This window comes from Undibacter mobilis, from assembly GCF_003367195.1.
GTDB classification, from domain to species: Bacteria; Pseudomonadota; Alphaproteobacteria; order Rhizobiales; family Xanthobacteraceae; genus Pseudolabrys; species Pseudolabrys mobilis.
This window is the reverse complement of sequence record NZ_QRGO01000003.1, coordinates 179,202-203,398: the sequence shown is the minus strand read 5'-3', so window position 1 is coordinate 203,398 and position 24,197 is coordinate 179,202. Positions and strand designations below refer to the sequence as shown.

General features: G+C 63.9%; 22 protein-coding genes. 19 read left to right on the top strand and 3 right to left on the bottom strand.

Features of this window, described 5'->3' with window-relative positions:
- Positions 1 to 6: 6 nt before the first annotated feature.
- The 10 genes from eno (at position 7) to DXH78_RS18375 (ending at position 10,197) form a co-directional block, all read left to right on the top strand.
- Positions 7 to 1,290, top strand: a complete 1,284-nt coding sequence (gene eno, locus DXH78_RS18420; RefSeq protein WP_115518723.1) for a phosphopyruvate hydratase — start codon at positions 7 to 9, stop codon at positions 1,288 to 1,290.
- A 67-nt stretch (positions 1,291 to 1,357) separates the two neighbouring features.
- A complete protein-coding gene (locus tag DXH78_RS18415) occupies positions 1,358 to 1,675 on the top strand; it encodes an FtsB family cell division protein (RefSeq protein ID WP_115518722.1) in 318 nt (105 codons plus the stop codon).
- Between the two features lie 263 nt (positions 1,676 to 1,938).
- Positions 1,939 to 2,997 (top strand): pyruvate dehydrogenase (acetyl-transferring) E1 component subunit alpha, encoded by a 1,059-nt coding sequence (pdhA, locus tag DXH78_RS18410; protein ID WP_115518721.1) that lies wholly within the window; start codon positions 1,939 to 1,941, stop codon positions 2,995 to 2,997.
- A gap of 37 nt (positions 2,998 to 3,034) precedes the next feature.
- Positions 3,035 to 4,426, top strand: a complete 1,392-nt coding sequence (locus DXH78_RS18405; protein WP_115518720.1) for a pyruvate dehydrogenase complex E1 component subunit beta — start codon at positions 3,035 to 3,037, stop codon at positions 4,424 to 4,426.
- A gap of 18 nt (positions 4,427 to 4,444) precedes the next feature.
- Positions 4,445 to 5,806, top strand: coding sequence for a pyruvate dehydrogenase complex dihydrolipoamide acetyltransferase (locus DXH78_RS18400; protein WP_115518719.1), 1,362 nt, complete (start codon positions 4,445 to 4,447; stop codon positions 5,804 to 5,806).
- Between the two features lie 121 nt (positions 5,807 to 5,927).
- Positions 5,928 to 7,355, top strand: a complete 1,428-nt coding sequence (gene lpdA / locus DXH78_RS18395) for a dihydrolipoyl dehydrogenase (RefSeq protein ID WP_115518718.1) — start codon at positions 5,928 to 5,930, stop codon at positions 7,353 to 7,355.
- A 34-nt stretch (positions 7,356 to 7,389) separates the two neighbouring features.
- Complete coding sequence (gene cysK, locus DXH78_RS18390) at positions 7,390 to 8,445, top strand: cysteine synthase A (protein WP_115518717.1); 1,056 nt, start codon at positions 7,390 to 7,392, stop codon at positions 8,443 to 8,445.
- 28 nt (positions 8,446 to 8,473) lie between these two features.
- Entirely contained in the window at positions 8,474 to 8,716 is a 243-nt protein-coding gene (locus DXH78_RS18385) for a GlsB/YeaQ/YmgE family stress response membrane protein (protein ID WP_115518716.1), read from the top strand.
- A gap of 59 nt (positions 8,717 to 8,775) precedes the next feature.
- Entirely contained in the window at positions 8,776 to 9,732 is a 957-nt protein-coding gene (gene lipA / locus DXH78_RS18380; RefSeq protein WP_115518715.1) for a lipoyl synthase, read from the top strand.
- A 3-nt stretch (positions 9,733 to 9,735) separates the two neighbouring features.
- Positions 9,736 to 10,197 (top strand): type II toxin-antitoxin system RatA family toxin, encoded by a 462-nt coding sequence (locus DXH78_RS18375; protein WP_115518714.1) that lies wholly within the window; start codon positions 9,736 to 9,738, stop codon positions 10,195 to 10,197.
- On the opposite strand, the gene DXH78_RS18370 is transcribed toward DXH78_RS18375, so the two are convergent.
- From DXH78_RS18370 to DXH78_RS18360, 3 genes are read right to left on the bottom strand one after another with little or no spacing between them, the layout of a single operon-like run.
- Positions 10,194 to 10,691, bottom strand: a complete 498-nt coding sequence (locus tag DXH78_RS18370; protein ID WP_115518713.1) for a TspO/MBR family protein — start codon at positions 10,689 to 10,691, stop codon at positions 10,194 to 10,196. The genes DXH78_RS18375 and DXH78_RS18370 overlap by 4 nt on opposite strands.
- Positions 10,688 to 11,212 carry a CinA family protein gene (locus DXH78_RS18365; protein WP_115518712.1) on the bottom strand — a complete coding sequence of 175 codons (525 nt, stop codon included), beginning with the start codon at positions 11,210 to 11,212 and terminating at the stop codon, positions 10,688 to 10,690. The genes DXH78_RS18370 and DXH78_RS18365 overlap by 4 nt, the downstream gene beginning before the upstream one ends.
- 21 nt (positions 11,213 to 11,233) lie before the next feature.
- Positions 11,234 to 12,406, bottom strand: coding sequence for a bifunctional 2-C-methyl-D-erythritol 4-phosphate cytidylyltransferase/2-C-methyl-D-erythritol 2,4-cyclodiphosphate synthase (locus DXH78_RS18360; RefSeq protein WP_115518711.1), 1,173 nt, complete (start codon positions 12,404 to 12,406; stop codon positions 11,234 to 11,236).
- A gap of 198 nt (positions 12,407 to 12,604) precedes the next feature.
- Here DXH78_RS18360 and dusB point away from each other — a divergent pair, with 198 nt between their 5' ends.
- From dusB to hflX, 9 genes are all read left to right on the top strand, one after another.
- The gene (dusB, locus tag DXH78_RS18355) at positions 12,605 to 13,657 is read left to right on the top strand and encodes a tRNA dihydrouridine synthase DusB (RefSeq protein ID WP_115518710.1); all 1,053 of its coding nucleotides are present in this window, start codon (positions 12,605 to 12,607) and stop codon (positions 13,655 to 13,657) included.
- A gap of 65 nt (positions 13,658 to 13,722) precedes the next feature.
- Positions 13,723 to 14,817, top strand: a complete 1,095-nt coding sequence (locus DXH78_RS18350; protein WP_245416952.1) for a two-component system sensor histidine kinase NtrB — start codon at positions 13,723 to 13,725, stop codon at positions 14,815 to 14,817.
- 9 nt (positions 14,818 to 14,826) lie between these two features.
- Entirely contained in the window at positions 14,827 to 16,269 is a 1,443-nt protein-coding gene (gene ntrC, locus DXH78_RS18345; RefSeq protein WP_115518708.1) for a nitrogen regulation protein NR(I), read from the top strand.
- Positions 16,270 to 16,418: 149 nt separating this feature from the next.
- Positions 16,419 to 17,447 (top strand): LLM class flavin-dependent oxidoreductase, encoded by a 1,029-nt coding sequence (locus DXH78_RS18340; protein ID WP_115518707.1) that lies wholly within the window; start codon positions 16,419 to 16,421, stop codon positions 17,445 to 17,447.
- 186 nt (positions 17,448 to 17,633) lie between these two features.
- Complete coding sequence (locus DXH78_RS18335) at positions 17,634 to 19,913, top strand: sensor histidine kinase NtrY-like (RefSeq protein WP_115518706.1); 2,280 nt, start codon at positions 17,634 to 17,636, stop codon at positions 19,911 to 19,913.
- A gap of 6 nt (positions 19,914 to 19,919) precedes the next feature.
- Complete coding sequence (gene ntrX, locus DXH78_RS18330; RefSeq protein WP_115518705.1) at positions 19,920 to 21,287, top strand: nitrogen assimilation response regulator NtrX; 1,368 nt, start codon at positions 19,920 to 19,922, stop codon at positions 21,285 to 21,287.
- Between the two features lie 97 nt (positions 21,288 to 21,384).
- Positions 21,385 to 22,242, top strand: coding sequence for a D-amino-acid transaminase (locus tag DXH78_RS18325; protein ID WP_115518704.1), 858 nt, complete (start codon positions 21,385 to 21,387; stop codon positions 22,240 to 22,242).
- A 225-nt stretch (positions 22,243 to 22,467) separates the two neighbouring features.
- The gene (gene hfq, locus DXH78_RS18320; RefSeq protein ID WP_115518703.1) at positions 22,468 to 22,728 is read left to right on the top strand and encodes an RNA chaperone Hfq; all 261 of its coding nucleotides are present in this window, start codon (positions 22,468 to 22,470) and stop codon (positions 22,726 to 22,728) included.
- A 7-nt stretch (positions 22,729 to 22,735) separates the two neighbouring features.
- Complete coding sequence (gene hflX, locus DXH78_RS18315; RefSeq protein WP_115518702.1) at positions 22,736 to 24,079, top strand: GTPase HflX; 1,344 nt, start codon at positions 22,736 to 22,738, stop codon at positions 24,077 to 24,079.
- Positions 24,080 to 24,197: the final 118 nt, after the last annotated feature.

Here is a 24,197-nt window from a genome sequence, read left to right as displayed (position 1 = left end):
TCCGTCATGACCGCCATTATCGACATCATCGGCCGCCAGATTCTCGACAGCCGCGGCAACCCGACCGTCGAGGTCGACGTGGTGCTGGAAGACGGCTCGCTCGGCCGCGCCGCGGTGCCGTCGGGCGCCTCGACCGGCGCCCATGAGGCGGTCGAACTGCGCGACGGCGACAAGAGTCGCTATCTAGGTAAGGGCGTCACCAAGGCCATCGCCGCGGTGAACGGCGAAATCTTCGAAGCCATTGGCGGCATGGACGCCGAGGATCAGGCCGGGATCGACGAAACCCTGATCGCTCTGGACGGCACCGCCAACAAGAGCCGCCTCGGCGCCAACGCGCTGCTCGGCGTGTCGCTCGCCACCGCCAAGGCCGCGGCGCTTGCCGCCAATCTGCCGCTCTACCGCTATGTCGGCGGGACCGCGGCGCGGCTGCTGCCGGTGCCGATGATGAACATCGTCAACGGCGGCGCCCATGCCGACAATCCGATCGACTTCCAGGAATTCATGATCATGCCGGTCGGCGCGCCGAATTTTGCCGAAGGCCTGCGCATGGGCGTCGAAGTCTTCCAGACGCTGAAAAAGGCGCTGCACGACGAAGGCCACAATACCAATGTCGGCGACGAGGGCGGCTTCGCGCCGAACCTGAAGTCGGCCGAACAGGCGCTCGATTACGTGATGAAGGCGATCGAAAAGGCCGGCTACAAGCCCGGCACCGACATCGCGCTGGCGCTCGATTGCGCCGCGACCGAATTCTTCAAGAACGGCGCCTATGTCTATGAAGGCGAGGGCAAGACCCGTTCGATCGCCGACCAGGCCAAGTATCTGGCCAAACTGGTCGGCGATTACCCGATCGTGTCGATCGAGGACGGCATGTCGGAAGACGACTTCGACGGGTGGAAGCAGATCACCGACCTGATCGGCGCCAAGTGCCAGCTCGTCGGCGACGACCTGTTCGTCACCAACGTGACGCGGCTGTCGGATGGCATCAAAAAGGGTCTCGGCAACTCGATCCTGATCAAGGTCAACCAGATCGGCACGCTCACCGAGACGCTGGCCGCCGTCGAGATGGCTCACAAGGCCGGCTACACCGCGGTGATGTCGCATCGCTCCGGCGAGACCGAGGATTCGACCATCGCCGACCTCGCCGTCGCCACCAATTGCGGGCAGATCAAGACCGGTTCGCTGGCCAGGTCAGACAGGACCGCCAAATACAACCAGCTTCTGCGCATCGAGGAGCAGCTCGGGCCGCAGGCCAGGTATGCTGGCCGTGCCGCGCTCAAGGCCGCCCGCTAGGCCGGATCGCACCGGCGATAGGCGGGCCTTAAACCCGCCTTAACGCCATTGCGGCATTTTGTGCGCCATGGTTTCGCATCGCCGCCGCCACGCTATCCTGACCGTTATCGGCCTCTACCTGTTTGCCGCAGCCTTCATCGGCTATTTCGCGGTCAACGCGTTCACCGGCAATCACGGCCTGCGCGCGCAACAGGAAATCGAGCAGCAACTGGCGCTGATGCAGGCGGAACTGGCGCAGATCAGGTCCGAGAAGGCGACCTGGGAGCGCCGGGTGGCGCTGCTGCGTGCCGACAAGATCGATCCCGACATGCTGGACGAGCGCGCCCGCGCCCTGATCGGTTTTGTCGATCCGCGCGATGTGACACTTTTGCTCACGCCGCGCTGACAGCCAATTTCGATCCACGGAAACCGGCCAGCCATCCGCTTTGCTGCAATGCAGCGACAGCGCGCTGATGCTTCCGCGTCCCTGCAATTTGGGCTATTTGAACAGGTGAGGGTCAGGTGCCACCACCACGATCAGCCAGAGCGTTTTCGGAGCCGCGCACGAATCCGGCGCGGCGCTGCCTTTTTTTGAAAAGATCGTGCGCCGGCAAAATGATACGACCGGTTCTGCCAAGGCCGCAAAGGCCATTCGTCTAGGGAGTGTCCATGCCGGCAGTTTCCGCAGCATCCTCCAGCAGCAAGGCTGCCAGCACCGGTTCAGACGGTGCCAAATCAGACTCGCCGGGTCCGGTAACGCCCATTGTCGAGTTTTCCAAGGAACAGGATCTCTCGGCCTACAAGACCATGCTGACCATCCGCCGCTTCGAGGAGAAGGCGGGCCAGCTTTACGGCATGGGTCTGATCGGCGGTTTTTGCCACCTCTATATCGGCCAGGAAGCCGTCGTCGTCGGCATGCAGATGGCGCTGAAGGACGGCGACCAGGTCATCACCGGCTATCGCGATCACGGCCACATGCTTGCCACCGGCATGGAAGCCAAGGGCGTCATGGCCGAGCTCACCGGCCGCACCCATGGTTATTCCAAGGGCAAGGGCGGCTCGATGCATATGTTCTCGAAGGAGAAGGGCTTCTTCGGCGGCCACGGCATCGTCGGCGCCCAGGTGCCGCTCGGCACCGGCCTCGCTTTCGCCAACCGCTATCGCGGTAACGACAACGTCTCGATCACCTATTTCGGCGACGGTGCCGCCAATCAGGGCCAGGTCTACGAGAGCTTCAATATGGCCGAGCTGTGGAAGCTACCGGTCGTCTACGTCATCGAGAACAACCGTTACGCCATGGGCACCTCGGTCAATCGCGCCTCGGCACAAGCCGACTTCTCCAAGCGCGGTGTCTCGTTCAACATTCCGGGCGAGCAGGTCGATGGCATGGACGTGCGCGCGGTGAAGGCCGCCGGCGACAAGGCCGTTGCCTGGTGCCGCGCCGGCAAGGGCCCGTACATTCTCGAAATGCTGACCTACCGCTATCGCGGCCACTCGATGTCGGATCCGGCCAAGTACCGCACGCGCGAAGAGGTCGACAAGGTGCGCACCACGCACGATCCGATCGACATGGTGCGCAACCGCATTGTCGAGAAGAAATTCGCCAGCGAAGACGATCTCAAGAAGATCGACGCCGAGGTGCGCGACTACGTCAACGACTCGGCCGAGTTCGCGACGCACGATCCCGAGCCGGACGTCTCCGAGCTCTACACCGACATCTACCGTTAAGCCGCGCTGAGCGTGTGATCAGGAAACAGTAGCGCCCATGCCGACCGACATTCTCATGCCTGCGCTTTCACCCACGATGGAAAAGGGCAACCTTGCCAAGTGGCTGAAGAAGGAGGGCGACCAGATCAAATCCGGCGACATCATCGCCGAGATCGAGACCGACAAGGCGACCATGGAAGTGGAAGCCGCCGACGAAGGCACGCTCGGTAAAATTCTGGTGCCGGAAGGCACGCAGGACGTCGCCGTGAACACGCCGATCGCCGTTATTCTTGGCGACGGAGAGAAGGCCGGCGACATCAAGGCTGCAAAACCGTCCGCGCCGGCCGTAAAAGCCGAAGCCAAGGTTGAGAGCAAGGCTGAAACCAAGGCTCCGCAGAAGGCCGATACGGCGCTGGCTCCGCCGCCGGTTCAGGCCGCCAACGATCCCGCCATTCCCGAAGGCACTGAGATGGTCACCATGACCATGCGCGAAGCCTTGCGCGACGCCATGGCCGAGGAAATGCGCGCCGACAAAGATGTCTTCGTCATGGGCGAAGAGGTTGCGGAATATCAGGGCGCCTACAAGGTCACTCAAGGATTGTTGCAGGAATTCGGTGACAAGCGCGTCATCGACACGCCGATCACTGAACACGGCTTCGCCGGTCTCGGCGTCGGCGCAGCGCTCGCCGGCCTCAAGCCGATCGTCGAGTTCATGACCTGGAATTTCGCCATGCAGGCGATCGACCAGATCATCAACTCCGCTGCTAAGACGCTGTACATGTCGGGCGGTCAGATGGGCGCGCAGATCGTGTTCCGCGGACCGAATGGCGCCGCCGCGCGCGTCGGCGCGCAGCACAGCCAGGACTACTCGGCCTGGTACTCGAACATTCCCGGGCTGCGCGTGATCTCGCCGTCGAACCCGGCCGACGCCAAGGGGCTGCTCAAGGCCGCCATCCGCGATCCGAACCCGGTCGTGTTCCTCGAAAATGAAATTCTGTACGGCCAGTCCGGCCCGGTGCCGAAGCTCGACGATTTCGTGCTGCCGATCGGCAAGGCGCGCATCGCGCGCGCCGGCAAGGACGTGACCATCGTTTCGTGGTCGATGGGCATGCGTTACGCAATGGAAGCCGCCGAGACTCTCGCGAAAGAGGGCATCGACGCCGAAGTGATCGACCTGCGTACGCTCAAGCCGATGGACACCGAGACCATCATCGAGTCGGTGAAGAAGACCGGCCGCGTTGTCACGGTGGAAGAGGGCTGGGCGCAGTCCGGCGTCGGCGCCGAAATCGCCGCGCGCGTCATGGAGCAGGCCTTCGATTATCTCGATGCGCCGGTCGCGCGCGTGTCGGGCAAGGAAGTGCCGATGCCTTACGCCGCCAACCTCGAAAAGCTTGCGCTGCCGTCGGCCGCGGAAGTCGTCGAGGCCGCCAAATCCGTCAGCTACAAATAAGTTCCGGTAGGCTTTCCCATGGCGACCAACATCCTCATGCCCGCGCTGTCTCCCACGATGGAGAAGGGCAACCTCGCCAAGTGGCTCAAGAAGGAAGGCGACAAGGTCAAGGCCGGCGATGTCATTGCCGAGATCGAGACCGACAAGGCGACGATGGAATATGAGGCGGTCGATGAGGGCACTCTCGCCAAAATCATCGTTCCGGAAGGCACGCAGGACGTAGCGGTGAACTCGCCAATCGCCGTGCTCGCCGCCGAAGGTGAGGACGTGAAGGCCGCCGCTTCGAGCGCCGCGAGTGCGCCGAAAGCAGCAGCGCCAAAAACCGAGGCGAAGAAAGAAGAGCCCAAGGAAGAGCCGAAGAAGGCCGAGGCCACACCAACTGCCAAGCCGACCGCTTCGGCGGCGCCCCCTTCCGCGGTCGCTCCGGTGCAAGCTTCGTCAGGCTCCCGCACTTTCTCCTCGCCGCTCGCGCGCCGTCTTGCCAAGGATGCCGGCATCGACATCGCGCGCATCAGTGGCTCCGGTCCGCATGGCCGCGTCATTGCCAGCGACGTGGAGAACGCGAAGTCCGGCAAGGGTCTGAAAGCCGCGCCGGCTGGTGCTCCAGCCGCAGCAGGTGCCCCCGCTGCTGCGCCTGTCATGTCGGATCAACAGATCCTCGGCCTTTACGAGAAGGGCACCTACGAAAGCATTCCGCATGACGGCATGCGCCGGACGATTGCGCAACGCCTGACCGCCGCGACCAATTCGATGCCGACCTTCTATCTCACGGTCGATTGCGACCTCGGCAAGCTCATGGCCGCGCGCGAGGACATCAACAGCGCCGCGCCCAAGGGCGCCGACGGCAAACCGGCCTACAAACTGTCGGTCAACGACTTCGTCATCAAGGCGATGGCGATTGCGCTGCAGAAAATCCCGGAAGCCAATGTGTCGTGGACCGAAGCTGCGATGTTGCGCCACAAGCATTCCGACATCGGCGTCGCCGTGGCGCTGCCCTTCGGCCTGATCACGCCGATCGTGCGCCAGGCCGAACTCAAGACGTTGTCCGCCATCTCCAACGAGATGAAGGATCTCGCCGCACGCGCCAAGGCCAAGAAGCTCAAGCCGAATGAGTACCAGGGCGGCTCCTCCTCGGTGTCCAATCTCGGCATGTTCGGCATCAAGGACTTCACCGCCATCATCAACCCGCCGCAGTCGTCGATCCTCGCGGTCGGCACCGGCGAGGAGCGGGCCGTTGTGCGCAATGGCCAGATCGTTGCCGCCACCATGATGAGCGTGACCTTGTCGTGCGATCACCGCGCCATGGATGGCGCGCTGGGCGCCGAACTCATTACCGCGTTCAAGAAGCTGATCGAAAATCCGGTGATGATGGTGGTTTAGGGTTGTCATTCCGGGACGCGCGAACGCGCGGGCCCGGAATCCATACGCCCGGTTTGTGATTATGGATTCCGGGTGCGCTCGCTCCGCTCGCGCCCCGGAATGACGGAAGAAGGATTAGGCAATGGCCGATACCAATTTCGACATCATCATCATCGGCGCAGGACCGGGCGGTTATGTCACCGCCATCCGCGCGGCGCAGCTCGGTTTCAAGGTCGCGGTGGTGGAGCGTCAGTTCCTCGGCGGCATTTGCAACAACTGGGGCTGTATTCCGACCAAGGCGCTGCTGCGATCGGCCGAGATCTATCACTACATGACGCACGCCAAGGATTACGGCCTGGCGGCGGACAACGTGAAGGTCGATCCGGCGGCCGTGATTGCGCGCTCGCGCGGCGTGGTCAACCGGCTCAATACCGGCGTCGGCTTCCTGTTCAAGAAGAACAAGGTCACGCTCATCAAAGGCGAAGCGACGATCAATGCGCCTGGCAAGATCACGGTGAAGAACTACGACTCGCCGCTGGTAAACATGCCGAAGGACGCGCTCGGCGCCGGCAGCTATCAGGCCAAGCACATCATCGTCGCCACCGGCGCGCGACCGCGCACGCTGCCGGGCCTCGAGCCGGACGGCAAGCTGGTGTGGACTTATTTTGATGCGCTCGCCGCCACCAAATTCCCGAAGTCGCTGCTAGTCGTCGGCTCCGGCGCCATCGGCATCGAGTTCGCCTCGTTCTACCGCACGATGGGCGCCGAGGTGACCGTGGTCGAAGTGCTGCCGCAGATCCTGCCAGTGGAGGACGCCGAGATCGCCGGCATCGCCCGCAAGCAGTTCGAGAAGCAGGGCATGAAGATCATGGCCGGCGCCAAGGTCACCAAGCTCGACAAGAAGGCCGACAGTGTCGCCGCCACCATCGAGGTGAACGGTAAAGCTGAGCAGATCACGGTCGATCGCGTCATCGCCGCCGTCGGCGTCGTCGGCAATGTCGAGAACCTCGGTCTTGAAAAAGTCGGCGTGAAGATCGAGCGCGGTGTCATCAAGGTCGATGAATACTGCAAGACCAGTGTGCCGGGCATTTATGCCATCGGCGATGTCGCTGGCCCGCCGATGCTGGCGCACAAGGCGGAGCACGAAGGCGTCGTCTGCGTCGAGGCTATCAAGGGCCTGCATCCGCACCCGATGGACAAGCTCAAGATTCCCGGCTGCACTTATTGTCATCCGCAGATCGCCTCGGTCGGCCTCACCGAGCAGGCGGCCAAGGACAAGAAGCTGGACATCCGCGTCGGCCGCTTCCCATTCATGGGCAACGGCAAGGCGATCGCGCAGGGCGAGGATCAGGGCCTCGTGAAGGTCATCTTCGACAAGAAGACCGGCCAGCTGCTGGGCGCGCACATGGTCGGCTCGGAAGTCACCGAACTGATCCAGGGCTTCGTGGTGGCGATGAATCTGGAGACCACGGAAGAAGAATTGATGCACACCATCTTCCCGCATCCGACGATTTCGGAGACGATGAAGGAAGCGGTGCTCGATGCTTACGGACGCGTGTTGAATATGTAACGCTCGCGCAAGCGGCAAAGCCGGAGTCGATCCGATGGCCAAATACAACAGCATCCTCCAGACCGTCGGCCGCACGCCGTGCGTCAAGATCAACAAACTCGGGCCGAAGGGCGTCAATCTCTACGTCAAGATCGAAGCCTTCAATCCGCTCGGTTCGGTGAAGGATCGCCTCGCGCTTGGTGTCATCGAGGCCGCCGAGAAGTCCGGTGAGCTCAAGCCCGGCATGACCGTGGTCGAGGCCACCTCCGGCAATACCGGCATCGGCCTTGCGATGGTTTGCGCGGCCAAGGGCTATCCCCTGGTCGTGACCATGGCCGAGACGTTCTCGGTGGAACGCCGCAAGCTGATGCGTTTCCTTGGCGCCAAGGTGGTGCTCACGCCGGCCGCCGGCCGCGGCTTCGGCATGGTTGCCAAGGCGCAGGAACTCGCCAAGACGCATGGCTGGTTCCTCACGCGGCAATTCGAAAACGAAGCCAATCCCGACATGCACGAGCGCACCACCGCGCGCGAGATCGTCGACGACTTCAAAGACACGGGTCTCGACTACTGGGTCACCGGCTTTGGCACCGGCGGCACCTTCAATGGCGTGTCGCGTGTGCTCAAGCGCGAAATGCCGAACACCAAAATCGTGCTGTGCGAACCGGGCGACGCACCGATGGTGTCGAGCCATACGCCGCAGGAGCGCAATGCCGACGGCACGCCCGCGAAACCAAATGCCGCCTTCAAGCCGCATCCGATGCAAGGCTGGTCGCCCGATTTCATCCCGAAGATCACCGCCGAAGCGGTCGACCGCGGCGCCGCGAGCGAAGTCGTCACCATCGCCGGACCCGACGCCATGAAATGCGCCAGGGACCTGGCGCAGAAGGAAGGCATCTTCGTCGGCATTACCGCCGGCGCGACGCTCGCCGGCGCGCTCAAGGTGGCCGAGAAGGCCGCGCCGGGTTCGACCATTCTGGCGATGCTGCCGGATACCGGCGAGCGCTACCTGTCGACGCCGTTGTTCGGCGACATTGGTGCGGACATGAACGAAGACGAAGTAACGATTTCGCTGTCGACGCCGGGCCATCAGATGCCGGCGAAGACGGCCTGAAACCGGCAAAGCAAAAAGGGGGCTTCAGATGGGCATCATTGCTTGGATCGTGGTGGGATTGGTTGCCGGCTGGCTGGCGCAGGTTATTCTCGGCGGTCGCGGCGGCCTGCTGGCCAATCTGGCGGTCGGCCTGGTCGGCGCCATCGTCGCTGGCGCTGTCCTGCCGCGGCTCGGTATCTTCATCGCCGCAGATTTCCTCGGCAACATCATCAGTGCCACCATCGGCGCCGTGATCTTCCTGTTCATCTGGCGGGCAATCCGAGGGGCCTGATACCTGGGTTCCGCATGGCTCGCCTTGCGGCGCGGTCCCCGCAGCCGTAAGTATCCCTCATGGCCGTCGTCCTCGACCTGATCAATAACCCGCGCCCGCGCCACCCGGAAAAGGCGCACCGGCCGGATTCGGTGCAGCCGCCGAAGCCGGACTGGATTCGCGTCAAGGCGCCCATCTCCCAGGGCTATGCCGAAACGCATGCCCTGATGCGCGAGAGCAAGCTCGTTACCGTCTGCGAAGAGGCGGGCTGTCCGAATATCGGCGAGTGCTGGGAGAAGAAGCACGCCACCTTCATGATCATGGGCGACACCTGCACGCGCGCCTGTGCCTTCTGCAACGTCAAGACCGGCCTGCCGGGGGCGCTCGACGTCAGCGAGCCCGAACATGTCGGGCAGGCGACCGCCAAGCTCGGCCTCAACCATATCGTCGTCACCTCGGTCGATCGTGACGATCTGGCCGACGGCGGCGCGCAGCATTTTGCCGACACGATCGGCGCCATCCGCAAGCATGCGCCCGGCACCACCATCGAAATCCTCACCCCCGACTTCCTGCGCAAGGATGGTGCGGTCGAGGTGGTGGTCGCGGCGAAGCCCGACGTGTTCAACCACAATCTCGAAACCGTGCCGTCGCTCTATCTCACCGTGCGGCCCGGCGCGCGCTACTTCCATTCGCTGCGTCTGCTGCAGCGGGTGAAGGAACTCGATCCGTCGATGTTCACCAAGTCCGGCATCATGGTCGGCCTTGGCGAAGAGCGGAACGAGATCCTGCAGGTGATGGACGACCTGCGTTCGGCCGGCGTCGACTTCCTCACCATCGGCCAGTATCTGCAGCCGACGAAAAAACATCACGAGGTGAAGCGTTTCCTGCCGCCGGACGAGTTCAAGTCGCTCGAAACCGTCGCCTATTCGAAGGGCTTCCTGATGGTGTCGGCGTCGCCGCTGACGCGCTCGTCACACCACGCGGGCGACGACTTCGCGCGTCTGAAAGCGGCGCGCGCAGCGCAGCTTAACCGCTAATCGATGCCGCAGTTCACGAACAAGCGCCGCGTGCGTCATGCCGCGGCCGACATGTTCGACCTCGTCGCCGATGTCGAGAAATATCCCGAGTTCGTGCCGCTGTGCCAGAACCTGCGCATCCGCAGCCGCACCGACAAGGGCGAAGGCGTCGAGGTGATGACCGCGTCGATGACGGTCGCCTACAAGCTGATCCAGCAGACCTTCACCAGCCGCGTCACGCTCGACCGACCGAACCTGAAAATTCTGGTCGAGTATCTCGACGGCCCGTTCAGCCGTTTGCAAAATCGCTGGTCTTTCAAACCGATCGGGGAAGACGCTTGCGAGGTCGAGTTCTATATCGACTATGAATTCAGAAGCCGCACCTTCGGCATGCTGATGGGCGCGGTGTTCGACACCGTGTTCCGCAAGATGGCCGCGGCATTCGAAGCGCGTGCCGACAAGGTCTATGGCCGCAAGCCCGGCTAGCGGTTCAGCCACCAGACCGAAACATTCAGCAAGGTCGCGAAGCTGACCCAGAGCGCCAGTGGCGCAAGCGCAATGCCGGCCGTCCGGTCGACGCGGTAGAATACCAACACGGTCGCGATGACCAGCGCCAGCTGCGGCACGATGTTGATCAGCCCCAACAGCGGATTCTCCGCGGCAAAGAACATCCACGACCAGGCGATATTGAACAGGAGTTGCAACGCGAACAGCACCAGCGCGCGCGTGCGCGCCGCCGACTCCGGCTGCCAGATCACGCGGATCGTGGCGAAAGCCATCAGCACATAAAGTGTCGTCCAGGCCGGACCGAACACCCAGTTCGGCGGGTTGAACGGCGGTTTGCTCAAGCCCGCGTACCAAGGCGCCAGATGCGGAAAGGTCGCCATCTGGCCGAGGACCGAGGCGGCGACAATGGCGGCGATGGGGATGAGCGCCAGATACCAGGGGCGTCTGGGCAGGCCGGTTGCTGCGTCGGTCATATCGCCTCGCGTGGGGGATAAGCGTCTTCGGTCTTGGCCATGTCGTGCAGCATCCTGAACGCCTGAAGCACGGAATGTTTCCGCACCTCGGCGCGGCCAATATTTCCGTACCTCTTTTCGGCATGGCTCAATTTGCCGGAGCGCGATGCGACCGCGAAATGCACCAGCCCCACCGGCTTGGTCGGCGTGCCGCCATCGGGCCCGGCAATACCGGTCACCGACACCGCAAGATGGACACGCGAGTGGCCGAGCACGCCGGAGGCCATGGCTTCGGCGACCTCGCGGCTCACCGCGCCGTGCCGGGCCAGCAGGTCGCGCGAGACGCCGAGCATCTCGTTCTTGGCTTCATTGGAATAGGTGATGAAACCGCGGTCGAGGATGCTGGAGGTGCCGGGCACTTCGGTCAACGTGCCGGCAACGAGGCCCGCGGTGCAGGACTCCGCGGTGGCGACCAGCAGATTCTTGCGCTTGCAGATATCGAGCAGATCGCGCGCCGCCTGGACGATGTCGTCATCGATCATGGTTGTCGATCCTCACGCTTGTCACGACCACGGCAGCCGCACCGTTGCCGTCGCATAGGCGGCGATGCCTTCACGGCGGCCGGTGAAGCCAAGTTGCTCGCTGGTGGTGGCTTTGACGGCGACGCGATCCGTTGTCACACCGGCAATGCGTGCGACGGTTTCGCGGATGGCGTCGCGGTGCGGGCCGATCTTGGGGGCCTCGCAGACGATGGTGAGGTCGAGATGGGCAATGCGGCCGCCCCGCGCCGCGACGCGTTCGCAGGCGAATTTAAGAAAGCGATCGGAGGCGGCGCCTTTCCATTGCGGATCGCTCGGGGGAAAATGCGAGCCGATGTCGCCGTCGGCCAGCGCGCCGAGAATGGCGTCAGTCAGCGCATGCAGGCCGACATCGGCATCGGAATGCCCGGTGAGCGCCTGACCGTGGGCGATGCGCACGCCGCCGATCATCACATGGTCGCCGGGACCGAACGCATGAACGTCGATGCCGGTGCCGGTGCGCACATCGCTGAGTTGGGAAAGCTGCATCGCCTCGGCGCGCACGAAGTCCTCCGCATGGGTGATCTTGATGTTGGCGGTCTCGCCGTCGAACACGCGCACCTGCATGCCGGCCCATTCGGCAATCGCGGCATCGTCGGTGAAATCGTGTCGGCCTTCGCGCGCAGCGCGGGCGTGCGCTTCCAGGATCGGCGCGAACGCAAAGGCCTGCGGGGTCTGTACGGCGCGCAAGCGGGCGCGGTCCAGCGTCTCGCCGACGAAGCCGTGACTGTCGATGCTCTTGATGGTGTCGGTCACGGCGAGGCCGGGGATGGCGGCGCCGGTCTCGGCCGCCGCCGCGATGGCGCGTGCGATCAGGACCGGGCTGGCGAAGGGCCGGGCGGCGTCGTGGATGAGAACGATATCGGGGGCCTCGCTGGCCAGAGCTTCGAGGCCGGCGCGGACCGAGGCCTGCCGGGTTTCGCCGCCATGGACCGGAGGGGCCACGGCGAGGCCCGCCGCGGCCTCCGCATAACGGGGTTCATCCCCCGGCCGGATGACCGTCTGGATGGTGTGGATAAGCCCGCACCCGGCGAAGGCCGTCAGGCAGCGTCGCAGCACCGCTTCGCCCCCGACGGGCCGGAATTGCTTGGGAACTTCCGACCCGGTTGCCCGGGTGCCGCGCCCGGCGGCGACAATGACGGCTGCGATTTTCGCCATAGTTACAGCATTCCTGCCCGCTTTCCCTGCCGTCCGCTTTACCGCGTTCGGCTCAGCCTGCAAACGCGGGATTGTCGGGATCGCGCCCCGCCTTTTTGCGAGGCAGGGCTGCGGTAACTCTGCCACGGTTATTGCAGTGCAGCACTTGCACAGGCCGTCAAAATGGCTAAAGTATATGCAACAGAGGGTTCAGCCTAAATGCTAGGCAGAGGTCCAATACCGGACATAAACGAAGTTTATGCGGACGCGCTGCACATAGGCGGCGTGAGCGCGCCGAACCGCGTCCTCCTGGCACCCATGTCCGGTATTACTGACGCGCCGTTTCGGCGTGTGGCCGAGCGCCTTGGCGCCGGTCTGGTCGTGTCGGAGATGACCGCCTGTGCCGGTCTTGCCAAAGGCGAGCGTGAGGCGCGCGTGCGCAGCCAGGGCAACGGCGTTGCCATCAATGTCGTACAGCTTGCCGGCTGCGAGGCGCACTGGATGGCGGAAGGCGCGGCGATCGCCGAAGCCAATGGCGCGCAGATCATCGACATCAATATGGGGTGCCCGTCGAAGCTGGTGACCAATGGTGCTTCCGGCTCGGCGCTGATGCGCGACCTCGATCATGCGCTGACGTTGATCGAGGCGACCGTCAACGCCGTTGAAGTGCCGGTGACGTTGAAAATGCGCCTTGGCTGGGATGCCAATTCGATCAACGCGCCGGACCTCGCGCGCCGCGCCGAAGCCGCCGGCGTACAGATGATCACGGTGCATGGTCGCACGCGCTGCCAGTTCTATACCGGCACGGCCGACTGGGATGCGGTGCGCGCGGTGAAACAGGCGGTAGGCGTGCCGGTCGTCGTCAATGGTGACATTCGCTCCGGCGACGATGCGCTTGAAGCCTTAAAGGCGTCCGGTGCGGATGCGGTGATGGTCGGCCGCGCGGCGCAAGGCCGGCCGTGGCTGCCGGGGCAGGTGGCTCATTTTCTTGCCACGGGCGAGCGCGGCGCGACGCCGTCGCTTCAGGTCCAGCTTGAATTGATTGACGCTCTTTACGCCGAGCACATCGAGCACCATGGCGTCGCGATCGGCCGTCGCCATGCCCGCAAGCATCTCGGTTGGGCGCTCGAGGCCGCGGCCGAAACCGCCGGTGTGCCGGATGAATTGCTCAAGGTCCATCGCACGCGCGTCCTCACCAGCGAGCAGCCCGATGAAGCGCGGCGGCGGCTCGCCGATGCCTACGATGCGTTTGCCTGGAGGGATGCCGCATGAGCCGCGTGCAGGCTACATCCAGTTCTGCCAAACCGGCATCCGCCACGACCATTACCGCCGATGCCATGCTCAATGCGCTGCCGCATCCCGTGATCATGGTCGCGCCGGATGGTCGCATTGCCGATGCCAATGTTGCTGCCGAGCAGTTCTTCGAAGCCTCGATTCCGATGCTGCGGCGTAATCTGCTGCGCGAACTGGTACCCTTCGGTTCGCCCTTGCTGACATTGGTCGAACAGGTGCGTCGCAGCGGCGTTGCCGTGAACGAATACAAGGTCGATCTGGCCACGCCGCGCAACCCCGGCGAACGGCTGGTCGATCTGCATGTCGCGCCGCTGGCCGAATATCCCGAGCATGTCATCGTCATGCTGCAAGAGCGTACCATCGCCGACAAGATGGACCGCCAGCTCACCCATCGCGGCGCCGCGCGTTCGGTCATCGCGCTTGCTGCCATGCTGGCGCACGAAATCAAGAATCCGTTGTCCGGCATTCGCGGCGCTGCGCAATTGCTCGAGCAATCTGCCGCCGACGAAGACCGCCAGCTCACCACCTTGATCTGCGACGAGACCGACCGCATCGTGAAGCTGGTCGATCGCATGGAGATTTTCGGCGACGAGCGACCGGTCGAGCGCGAGCCGGTCAACATCCATGTCGTGCTCGATCATGTGAAGCGGCTGGCGCAATCCGGTTTTGGCCGTCACATCAGGTTCGTCGAGGACTACGACCCGTCACTGCCGCCGGTGCTCGCCAATCGCGACCAACTCGTTCAGGTCTTCCTCAACCTCGTCAAGAATGCCGCCGAGGCGATTGGTGAGGACGCGAGCGACGGTGAAATTCATCTCACCACCGCATTCCGCCCGGGCGTACGTCTTGCCGTTCCCGGAACCAATGCGCGCGTGTCGTTGCCGCTCGAATTCTGCGTACGCGACAACGGACCCGGCGTGTCCGACGATTTGATGCCGCATTTGTTCGACCCCTTCGTCACCACCAAGCCGTCCGGCAGCGGGCTCGGCCTGGCGCTGGTGGCGAAGATCGTGGGCGATCACGGCGGTATCATTGAATGTGAATCCCAGCCGCGGCGGACGACCTTCCGCGTGCTGATGCCCATTTACAGCGGCGAAGGCGGCGCAAGCGAAGACGCGCTGTCCTCCCAGACTTCATGAGGTAGATGCATGCCGACGGGGAGTATCCTTGTCGCCGATGACGATGCGGCCATTCGGACCGTTCTCAATCAGGCACTGTCGCGCGCCGGATACGAGGTGCGCTCGACCGGCAACGCCGCCACATTATGGCGCTGGGTCAACCAGGGCGACGGCGACCTCGTCATCACCGACGTGGTGATGCCGGATGAAAATGCCTTCGACCTGATCCCGCGCATCCGCAAGGCGCGGCCCGATCTGCCGATCATCGTCATGAGCGCGCAGAACACCTTCATGACCGCGATCCGCGCGTCCGAGCGCGGCGCTTATGAATATCTGCCGAAGCCGTTCGATCTGAAGGAACTGATTGGCATTGTCGGCCGCGCTTTGTCGGAACCGAAGGAGCCGCGCGTCCAGCCGGCCAAGCCGGAAGAATTCGATGCCATCCCGCTGGTCGGCCGTTCGCCGGCGATGCAGGAAATCTACCGCGTGCTGGCGCGTCTGATGCAGACCGATCTCACCGTGATGATCACCGGCGAGAGCGGCACCGGCAAGGAGTTGGTCGCCAAGGCGCTGCACGATTACGGCAAACGCCGCGCCGGCACCTTCGTCGCCATTAACATGGCGGCGATCCCGCGCGATCTTATTGAATCGGAATTGTTCGGCCACGAGAAGGGCGCCTTCACCGGCGCCAATACACGCTCGGCCGGCCGCTTCGAGCAGGCCGAAGGCGGCACGCTGTTCCTCGACGAAATCGGTGACATGCCGATGGAAGCGCAGACGCGTTTGCTGCGCGTGCTGCAGCAGGGTGAATACACCACAGTCGGCGGCCGCACGCCGATCAAAAGTGACGTGCGTATCATCGCCGCCACCAACAAGGACCTGCGGCTGCAGATCCAGCAGGGCCTGTTCCGCGAAGATCTGTTCTTCCGCCTCAACGTGGTGCCGCTGCGCCTGCCGCCCTTGCGCGAGCGCACCGAAGACATTCCCGATCTCATCCGGCATTTCTTCGCCCAGGCGCAACGCGAGGGCCTGCCGCCGAAGCAGATCGATCAGGCCGCGCTCGATCGCCTGAAGCGCCATCGCTGGCCGGGCAATGTGCGCGAACTGGAAAATCTCGCCCGCCGTCTTGCCGCGCTGTATCCGCAGGAGACCATCACCGCGGCCGTGATCGAAAGCGAACTGGCGCAGCCGGCGCTGCCGGCCGCCGGTGACGAGCCGCGCGGCGAGGAGTCCTTGAGCGGCGCGGTCGAGCGCCACCTATCGGCGTATTTCTCGGGCTTCGACGACGGGCTGCCGCCGGCCGGGCTCTATCACCGCATCCTGCGCGAGATCGAGTATCCGCTGCTCACGGCGGCGCTGGCCGCCACGCGCGGCAACCAGATCCGTGCCGCGGACCTGCTCGGCGTCAACCGCAATACGTTGCGCAAGAAAATCCGCGATCTCGACATTCAGGTCTATCGCGGGGGTAACTGATCCGGAATCCAGCGCTAAGCACGGAGACTGGTTCTGAATTCCGGGTTCGCCGCTGCGCGGCGCCCCGGAATGACAGTCACCGGGATGTGCCTACTTGCTCCCGATACTCACGCCGCTAGATAGGCGGTGGCATTACGGGGCAGACCATCATGGCGCAGACAATCGAACTCGGACTCGACACTTTCGGCGATATCACCGACGGCCCGGACGGCAAGCCGCTGCACGCGGCGCAGGTGATCCGCGACCTTGTCGATGAGGCCGTGCTGGCCGATGAGGCGGGCGTCGATTTCATCGGCGTTGGCGAACATCACCGTGCCGATTTCGCTGTATCCTCGCCCGAGATGGTACTGGCGACCATCGCCGGTCGCACCAAACGTATCCGCCTTGGCTCCGCGGTGACGGTGCTGTCCTCGGACGATCCGATCCGTGTCTATCAGCGCTTTGCCACGCTCAATGCCGCCTCGAACGGCCGCGCCGAGGTCATGCTCGGCCGCGGCTCGTTCATCGAGTCGTTTCCGCTGTTCGGCTTCGACCTCAACAAATACGAGGAGCTGTTCAACGAAAAGCTGGACCTCTACGCCGCGGTGCTGAAGCAGGAGCCCGTGACCTGGCAGGGGACGACGCGGCCGCCGCTCAAGAACCAGAGCGTCTATCCAAGGCTCGACGCGCCGCTGACGACATGGATCGGCGTCGGCGGCACGCCGGAGTCGGTGATGCGCGCGGTGCATTACGGTTTCCCGATGATGCTGGCGATCATCGGCGGCGATCCCAAACGCTTTGCGCCCTATGCCGATCTTTATCGGCGCTCGCTGGCCGAACTGAAAAAGCCGGAGCTTCCGGTCGGCGTGCATTCGCACGGCTATATCGCCGAGACTGATGCGCAGGCGCGGGAAGAGCTGTTCGCCGACTACAAGCGCATGCGCGACAAGATCGGTGCCGAACGCGGCTGGCCGCCATTCGGCAAGGCTGAGTTCGAGCGCGAGATCGAAGGTGGCTCGCTCTATGTCGGTTCGCCCGAGACCGTGGCCAAAAAGATCGCCGGCACCGTCAAGGCGCTCGGCGCGCAGCGCTTCGACATGAAGTATTCCGCCGGTCCGCTGTCGCACGCCAAGATGATGCGTTGCATCGAGCTCTACGGCCGCAAGGTGGCGCCGCTGGTCCGCGAACTGGTCGGTTAGGGCGCGCGATCCAGCCCATCGGCTGTGCATCGACCCAAACTGTGGGTAGCCACGCCGCAGTCTTGTCGCAATTCGGCAACATTGTTGTATAAAAGCATCAGTGCTCGCGGGGATTCTCGCCGGCACTGGCGGGCTTCCCACAGCCTGCCTTGACCGTGAAGCCGATCCACAGGGCCTGACGACCGTATGAGCCTCGACCAGGCCACTTCCTCCGAACTATCTGGCGCGGCGCCATCCAAGCGGGAAGGCGGCCGCATCCTCGGGCCCATCGCCGTCATCCTGGCGCTGCTGTCGGCTTTGGCCACCTTCATGGTGCTCGCCGACCTAACGCCGATCGCCCCGACCCATTATGTCGTGGTGTCGCTGCTGCTGGCGAACGCCGCGACTGTCATCCTGCTGCTGGCCATCATTGTCCGCGAAGTCTGGCAGGTGGTGCAGGCGCGGCGCTCAGGACGCGCCGCCGCGCGGCTTCACGTCCGCATCGTCGGGCTGTTCTCGATCATCGCCGCCGCGCCCGCCATCCTTGTGGCGATCGTCGCCAGCGTCACGCTCGACCGCGGCCTTGACCGCCTGTTCTCGAGCCGCACCCGCGCCGCGATTGAGAACTCGCTGGTCGTAGCCGAAGCCTATTTGCGCGACCACGCTCAGATCGTGCGCTCCGACATCATGGTGATGGCCTTCGATCTTGCCCGCGCCAAGCAGGTGGTCGACGAGAGCCCCGAGCAGCTCAAGCAGTTCCTGACCTATCAGGCCGCCGTGCGCGGACTGGCCTCGGCGATCCTGTTCGACGACGACCTCAAGGAGATCGCACGCGCCGATGTTCGCGCGAACCAGACTTTCGCGCTGCCGCCACGCGAGGCGCTGCCGACCATCAGCGACAAGGAACCGCAGCTCGTGCTTCTGCCCGACACCAACTACGTCGCGGCGGTCATCAAGCTGCAGAACTATGACAACCGCTTTCTCTACGTCACGCGTCTGCTCGATCCGCGCGTCGTGCCGCAACTGCGCGAAACGCGGGCGAGCGTGTCCGAATATATCGCCATCGAGCAACGGCGCTTCGGCGTCCAGGTCGCCTTCGGCCTGATGTACACGGTCATCGCACTGATCGTGCTGTTGTCGGCGGTCTGGATCGGCTTCAATTTTGCCAACAAGCTGGTGGCGCCGATCCGCCGCCTGATCGGCGCGGCCAATGCCGTGTCCGAAGGCAATCTCTATGTGCGCGTGCCGGTGCGGCAATCAGAAGGCGATCTCGCCCATCTCGGCGAAACCTTCAACCGCATGACCCAGGAACTGCGCACGCAGCGCGACGATCTGGTGCGCGCGCGCGACGTCATCGATACCCGACGTATCTTCACCGAGGCGGTGCTGGCCGGCGCCAGCGCCGGCGTCATCGGCGTCGATACGTTCGACAATGTCAGCATTCTCAACCGCTCGGCCGAACGGCTGATCGGCCATAGCGAGGCCGAGGCCGTCGGCAAACCGCTGAGCGAAGTGTTTCCTGAACTCGCCGGCATCATGCTGGCGGCCAAGCATGGCGGCCGCACACAGGATCAGGTCACCATCAGCCGGGCAGGACGCGAGCGCAATCTGTCGGTCCGCGTCACCAGCGAGCGCTCCGGCGGCACCAACCACGGCTATGTCATTACCCTCGACGACATCACCGAACTGGTGACGGCGCAGCGCTCGTCGGCCTGGGCCGACATTGCCCGGCGCATCGCCCACGAGATCAAGAATCCGCTGACGCCGATCCAGTTGTCGGCCGAACGGCTGCGCCGCAAATACGGCAAGGTAATTGTCGAGGACCGCGCCGTGTTCGAGCAGTGTACCGACACCATCATCCGCCAGGTCGACGACATCCGGCAGATGGTCGACGAGTTCTCCAAATTCGCGCGCATGCCCAAACCCGTGATCGTCGGCGAAGACGTTGCCGATGCGGTTCGCCAAGCTGTATTCCTGCAGCGTGTCGGCAATGCCGACCTCGACATCTCGGCCGAAATTGCCGAGGAGCCGCTGCAGGCCCAGTTCGATCGTCGCCTGATCTCGCAGGCGCTCACCAACATCATCAAGAACGCCACCGAGGCCGTCGCCGCCGTGCCGGACGAAGAGCGCAAGGACGGCTGGAAAGGCACGATCCGCGTTTTCGTCGCGCGCGAAGGCGATAACATCGTCATTGACGTCGTCGATAACGGTATCGGCCTGCCCAAGGAAAACCGCAACCGGCTGATGGAGCCTTACGTCACGACGCGCGAGAAGGGCACCGGCCTTGGCCTTGCCATCGTCGGGCGCATTCTTGAGGAGCATGGCGGTGCGCTCGAATTGCGCGATGCTACCGACAAAATTCCCGGCCAGCGTGGCGCGTGGATGCGGATGCGCTTTTCCGCCACCGGCAAACCGGGCCCGACACCCGAGTCAGACACCACGAAGGTCGCGTCTGCCGCGGCCGAAACAGCAAGAACAATCGAGTAACGGCCCATGGCAGCAGAAATTCTCATCGTCGATGACGAAGCCGATATTCGCGATCTCGTCGCCGGCATTCTCGAGGACGAAGGCTTTACGGCCCGCACCGCGCGCAACAGCGACGATGCGATGGCCTCGATCGTCACGCGGCGGCCGCACCTCATCTTCCTCGACATCTGGCTGCAGGGCTCAAAGCTTGATGGTCTGCAGTTGCTGACCATCCTCAAGTCGGAGCATCCGGAAATTCCGGTGGTGATGATCTCGGGCCACGGCAATATCGAAACCGCGGTCGCCGCCATCAAGCAGGGCGCCTACGACTTCATCGAAAAGCCGTTCAAGGCCGACCGCCTGGTGCTCGTCGCCGAACGCGCGCTGGAGACCTCGCGGCTCAAACGCGAGGTGCGGCAACTCAAACAACTGGCGCCGACGCCATCGACCCTGGTGGGCCGCTCGCAGGCGATGTCGAGCCTGCGCCAGGCGATTGACCGCGTCGCGCCGACCAACAGCCGCGTGCTCATCGTCGGCCCCTCCGGCGCCGGCAAGGAACTGGCTGCGCGCACCATGCATCAATTGTCACAGCGCACCAGCGGGCCGTTCATCGTCATCAACGCTGCGGCCATTACGCCGGAGCGCATGGAGACCGAGCTGTTCGGCGTCGAAGCGAGCGGCACCGAGCCGCGCAAACCGGGTGCGCTGGAAGAGGCGCACGGCGGTACGCTTTTCATTGACGACGTTGCCGATCTGCCGCGCGAAACCCAGAACAAGATCCTGCGCGTGCTGGTTGATCAGACCTTCAGCCGCGTCGGCGGCTCCGCCAAGGTGGCCGTCGATGTGCGCATCGTCGCATCGACCGCGCGCAATCTCGAATCCGCGATCGCGCAGGGGCAATTCCGCGAGGACCTGTATCACCGCCTGTCAGTGGTTCCGGTGCGCGTGCCGGCCTTGTCGGAGCGCCGTGAGGACATCCCGGAGTTGATCGACTATTTCATGGACCAGATTTCGCAGTCGACCGGTCTGCCCAGGCGCCGTATCGGCGAGGATGCCATGGCGGTGCTGCAGTCGCACAACTGGCCCGGCAATGTGCGCCAGCTTCGCAACAACATCGAGCGCCTGATGATTCTGGCCGGCGGCGATCCGGACGCGGTGATCGATGCCTCTATGCTGCCGCAGGATGTCGGCTCGATGGTGCCGGCGATGCCGAACGGCAATGGCGGCGAGCAACTGATGGGCCTGCCGCTACGCGACGCCCGCGAAGTGTTCGAGCGTGAATATCTGGTGGCGCAGATTTCCCGCTTCGGCGGCAACATCTCACGCACCGCCGAATTTGTCGGCATGGAGCGCTCGGCGCTGCACCGCAAGCTCAAGGCGCTGGGGATCGGGTGATGTTTCGCTTTGCAGGCTCTCTCGGCCTCGTCCTGAGGAGCGCTCCGCAGGAGCGCGTCTCGAAGGATGAGGCGGAAAGCGCGCGGGAATAAACAACATGTCCCGCATTGCTTACGTCAACGGCCGCTATCTGCCGCATGCCGAAGCCGGCGTGTCCATCGACGACCGCGGCTTCCAGTTTGCCGACAGCGTCTACGAGGTCTGCGAGATCATCGGCGGCAAACTGGTTGACGAGCGCCGCCACATGGCGCGCCTGCAGCGTTCGCTCGATCTGTTGAATATGGCGCGACCGCTCACCGAGCGCGCGCTGGCGGTCGTCATGCGCGAGACCATCCGCCGCAACCGCGTCGTCAACGGCGTCGTTTACGTGCAGGTATCGCGCGGCGCCATACGGCGCGACTTTCCGTTTCCGCCGGAGGGTACGCCGCCGACTCTGGTCGTCACCGCGCGCAGCAACGATCTGAGCAAGATCGAGGCCCGCGCCGACAAAGGCATTGCCGTCGTCACCGTGCCGGATGAGCGCTGGCGCCATGTCGATATCAAATCGGTGTCGTTGCTGCCGAACGTACTGGCCAAACAGGCCGCGCGCGACAAGGGCGCGCAGGAGGCCTGGCTGGTCGACGCCAAGGGCTACGTTACCGAGGGTGCGTCATCGTCAGCCTGGATCGTCACCCGGGACGGCGTGCTGGTGACGCGGCCGCTTGCCGGCGAGATCCTGCCGGGCGTGACCCGTTCGGTGGTGCTCGATCTGGTCGCAGAGCAGGGGCTGGGTTTTGAGGAACGGGCCTTCACGGTCGAGGAGGCCTATGCAGCCCGAGAGGCCTTCATCACTTCGGCCAGCCAGTCGGTTATGCCGGTGACGCAGATCGATGGCCGGCCCGTGGGGAACGGCGCCCCGGGCCTTGTCGCGCGCGGTCTGCGCCGTGACTATCACAGCAAGGCCGAGTTCACCTGACGGACCGGAAATCGGCTCAAAAATGCGCCAAAATGGTCCATATTTCAGTGACTTGCAGGCCAATAGCGAATGTTCCGCTTGCGCGAACAGGCATGGTGCCATCTAATGGAGGCTCCCGGGCCTCGGATTCTGCCGCTCGTGTGGGGAGAGTGGCAGGCAAGCGAGGGCTAAAGGGCAACGATTGTCTCGCGCGTTAAGATGCGAGCTAAAAAATGGACCACGGCCATGGCCGCCGAAAGAGCGCAGAACCTTCAAGACACGTTTCTCAATCACGTCCGCAAGGCAAAGATTCCGCTGACCATCTTTCTGGTCAACGGCGTGAAACTGCAAGGCGTCGTCACCTGGTTCGATAACTTCTGCGTCCTGTTGCGTCGGGACGGGCATTCGCAGCTTGTCTACAAGCACGCGATCTCGACCATCATGCCCGGACATCCGATCCAGTTGTTTGAAGGCGGCGAAGAGCCGCTGACGCCGGAAAAGGCATAATTTCTAATTGGAACTGCGTGATCGCGACAAGAGTGCGGACCTGCTGACTCCCTCTGGGTCAGGCAGCGGACGCGCGCTTGTCATCGAACCCTATCTGCGTGGTCATGGCGGCGCCGCGGCCGACACCCGCACGCCCGATGCGCGCCTCGAAGAGGCCATGGGGCTGGCGCGCGCCATCGACCTCGACGTCGTCGAGGGCGGTCTGGTGCCGCTGCAGGCGGTCAAGCCCGCAACCTATATCGGCTCCGGCAAGGTCGATGAGATTGCCGGTCTGGTGAAAGGCCACGAGGCTTCCGTGGTGATCATGGATTGCCCGATTTCTCCGGTGCAGCAGAAGAACTTGGAGAAGGCCTGGAACGCCAAGGTCATCGACCGCACCGGTTTGATCCTTGAAATCTTTGGCCGTCGCGCCCGCACCAAGGAAGGCGCGCTGCAGGTCGAGCACGCGCATCTGACTTATCAGAAGGGCCGTCTGGTTCGTTCCTGGACGCATCTCGAGCGCCAGCGCGGCGGCTTCGGCTTCCTCGGCGGCCCCGGCGAAACCCAGATCGAAGCCGACCGGCGCATGCTGTCGGAACGCATCGGCAAGATCGAAAGCGATCTGGAGAAGGTCAAGCGCACCCGCAAGCTGCATCGCGAGAGCCGCAAGCGCGTGCCTTATCCGATCGTTGCGCTGGTCGGTTACACCAACGCCGGCAAATCGACCTTGTTTAACCGGATGACGGCGGCCAGCGTGCTGTCGGCCGACATGCTGTTCGCCACGCTCGATCCCACCTTGCGCTCGATCGATCTGCCGCACGGCACGCGCATCATCCTGTCCGATACCGTCGGCTTCATCTCCGATTTGCCGACCATGCTGGTTGCGGCCTTCCGTGCCACGCTGGAAGAAGTGATCGAAGCCGACATCATCCTGCATGTCCGCGACATGTCGCACGAGGACACCGGCGCGCAGTCGGCGGACGTCGCCAAAGTGCTCGGTGAGCTCGGCATCGAGCCGACCGACCGGCGCATCATCGAAGTCTGGAACAAGATCGACGCGCTCGACGCCGAGGGCCGCGAGCGTATCCACAATCTCGCCGCCCGGCAGGCCCCGGAGCGCGCGCCGATCGTCGTCTCCGCGCTGACCGGCGAGGGCATCGATGACCTCACGGGGGCAATCGAAAACCGGCTTGGCGAAAGTCGGCAGACATTGTCAGTGACGCTCGACGGCACTGACGGGGCCGGCCTGAGCTGGCTCTATCGCCATACCGAAGTTCTCGACAAGACCACGGACGAGGAGGGCCATGTGTCGGTCACCGTCCGCGCGACGCCCGACAAGGCCGGACAGGTGAGGGCGAAATTCGCGCTGTAGCTGTTCCTGCGCCACCTCACGCATCCATCATCAAACCATCATGAAAACCGGCGCAAAAGTCTGGCGCGCTATGGCGTTCGAGAACGTCGCGTCGCTTGAAACCGCCGCTCCTTCCTCC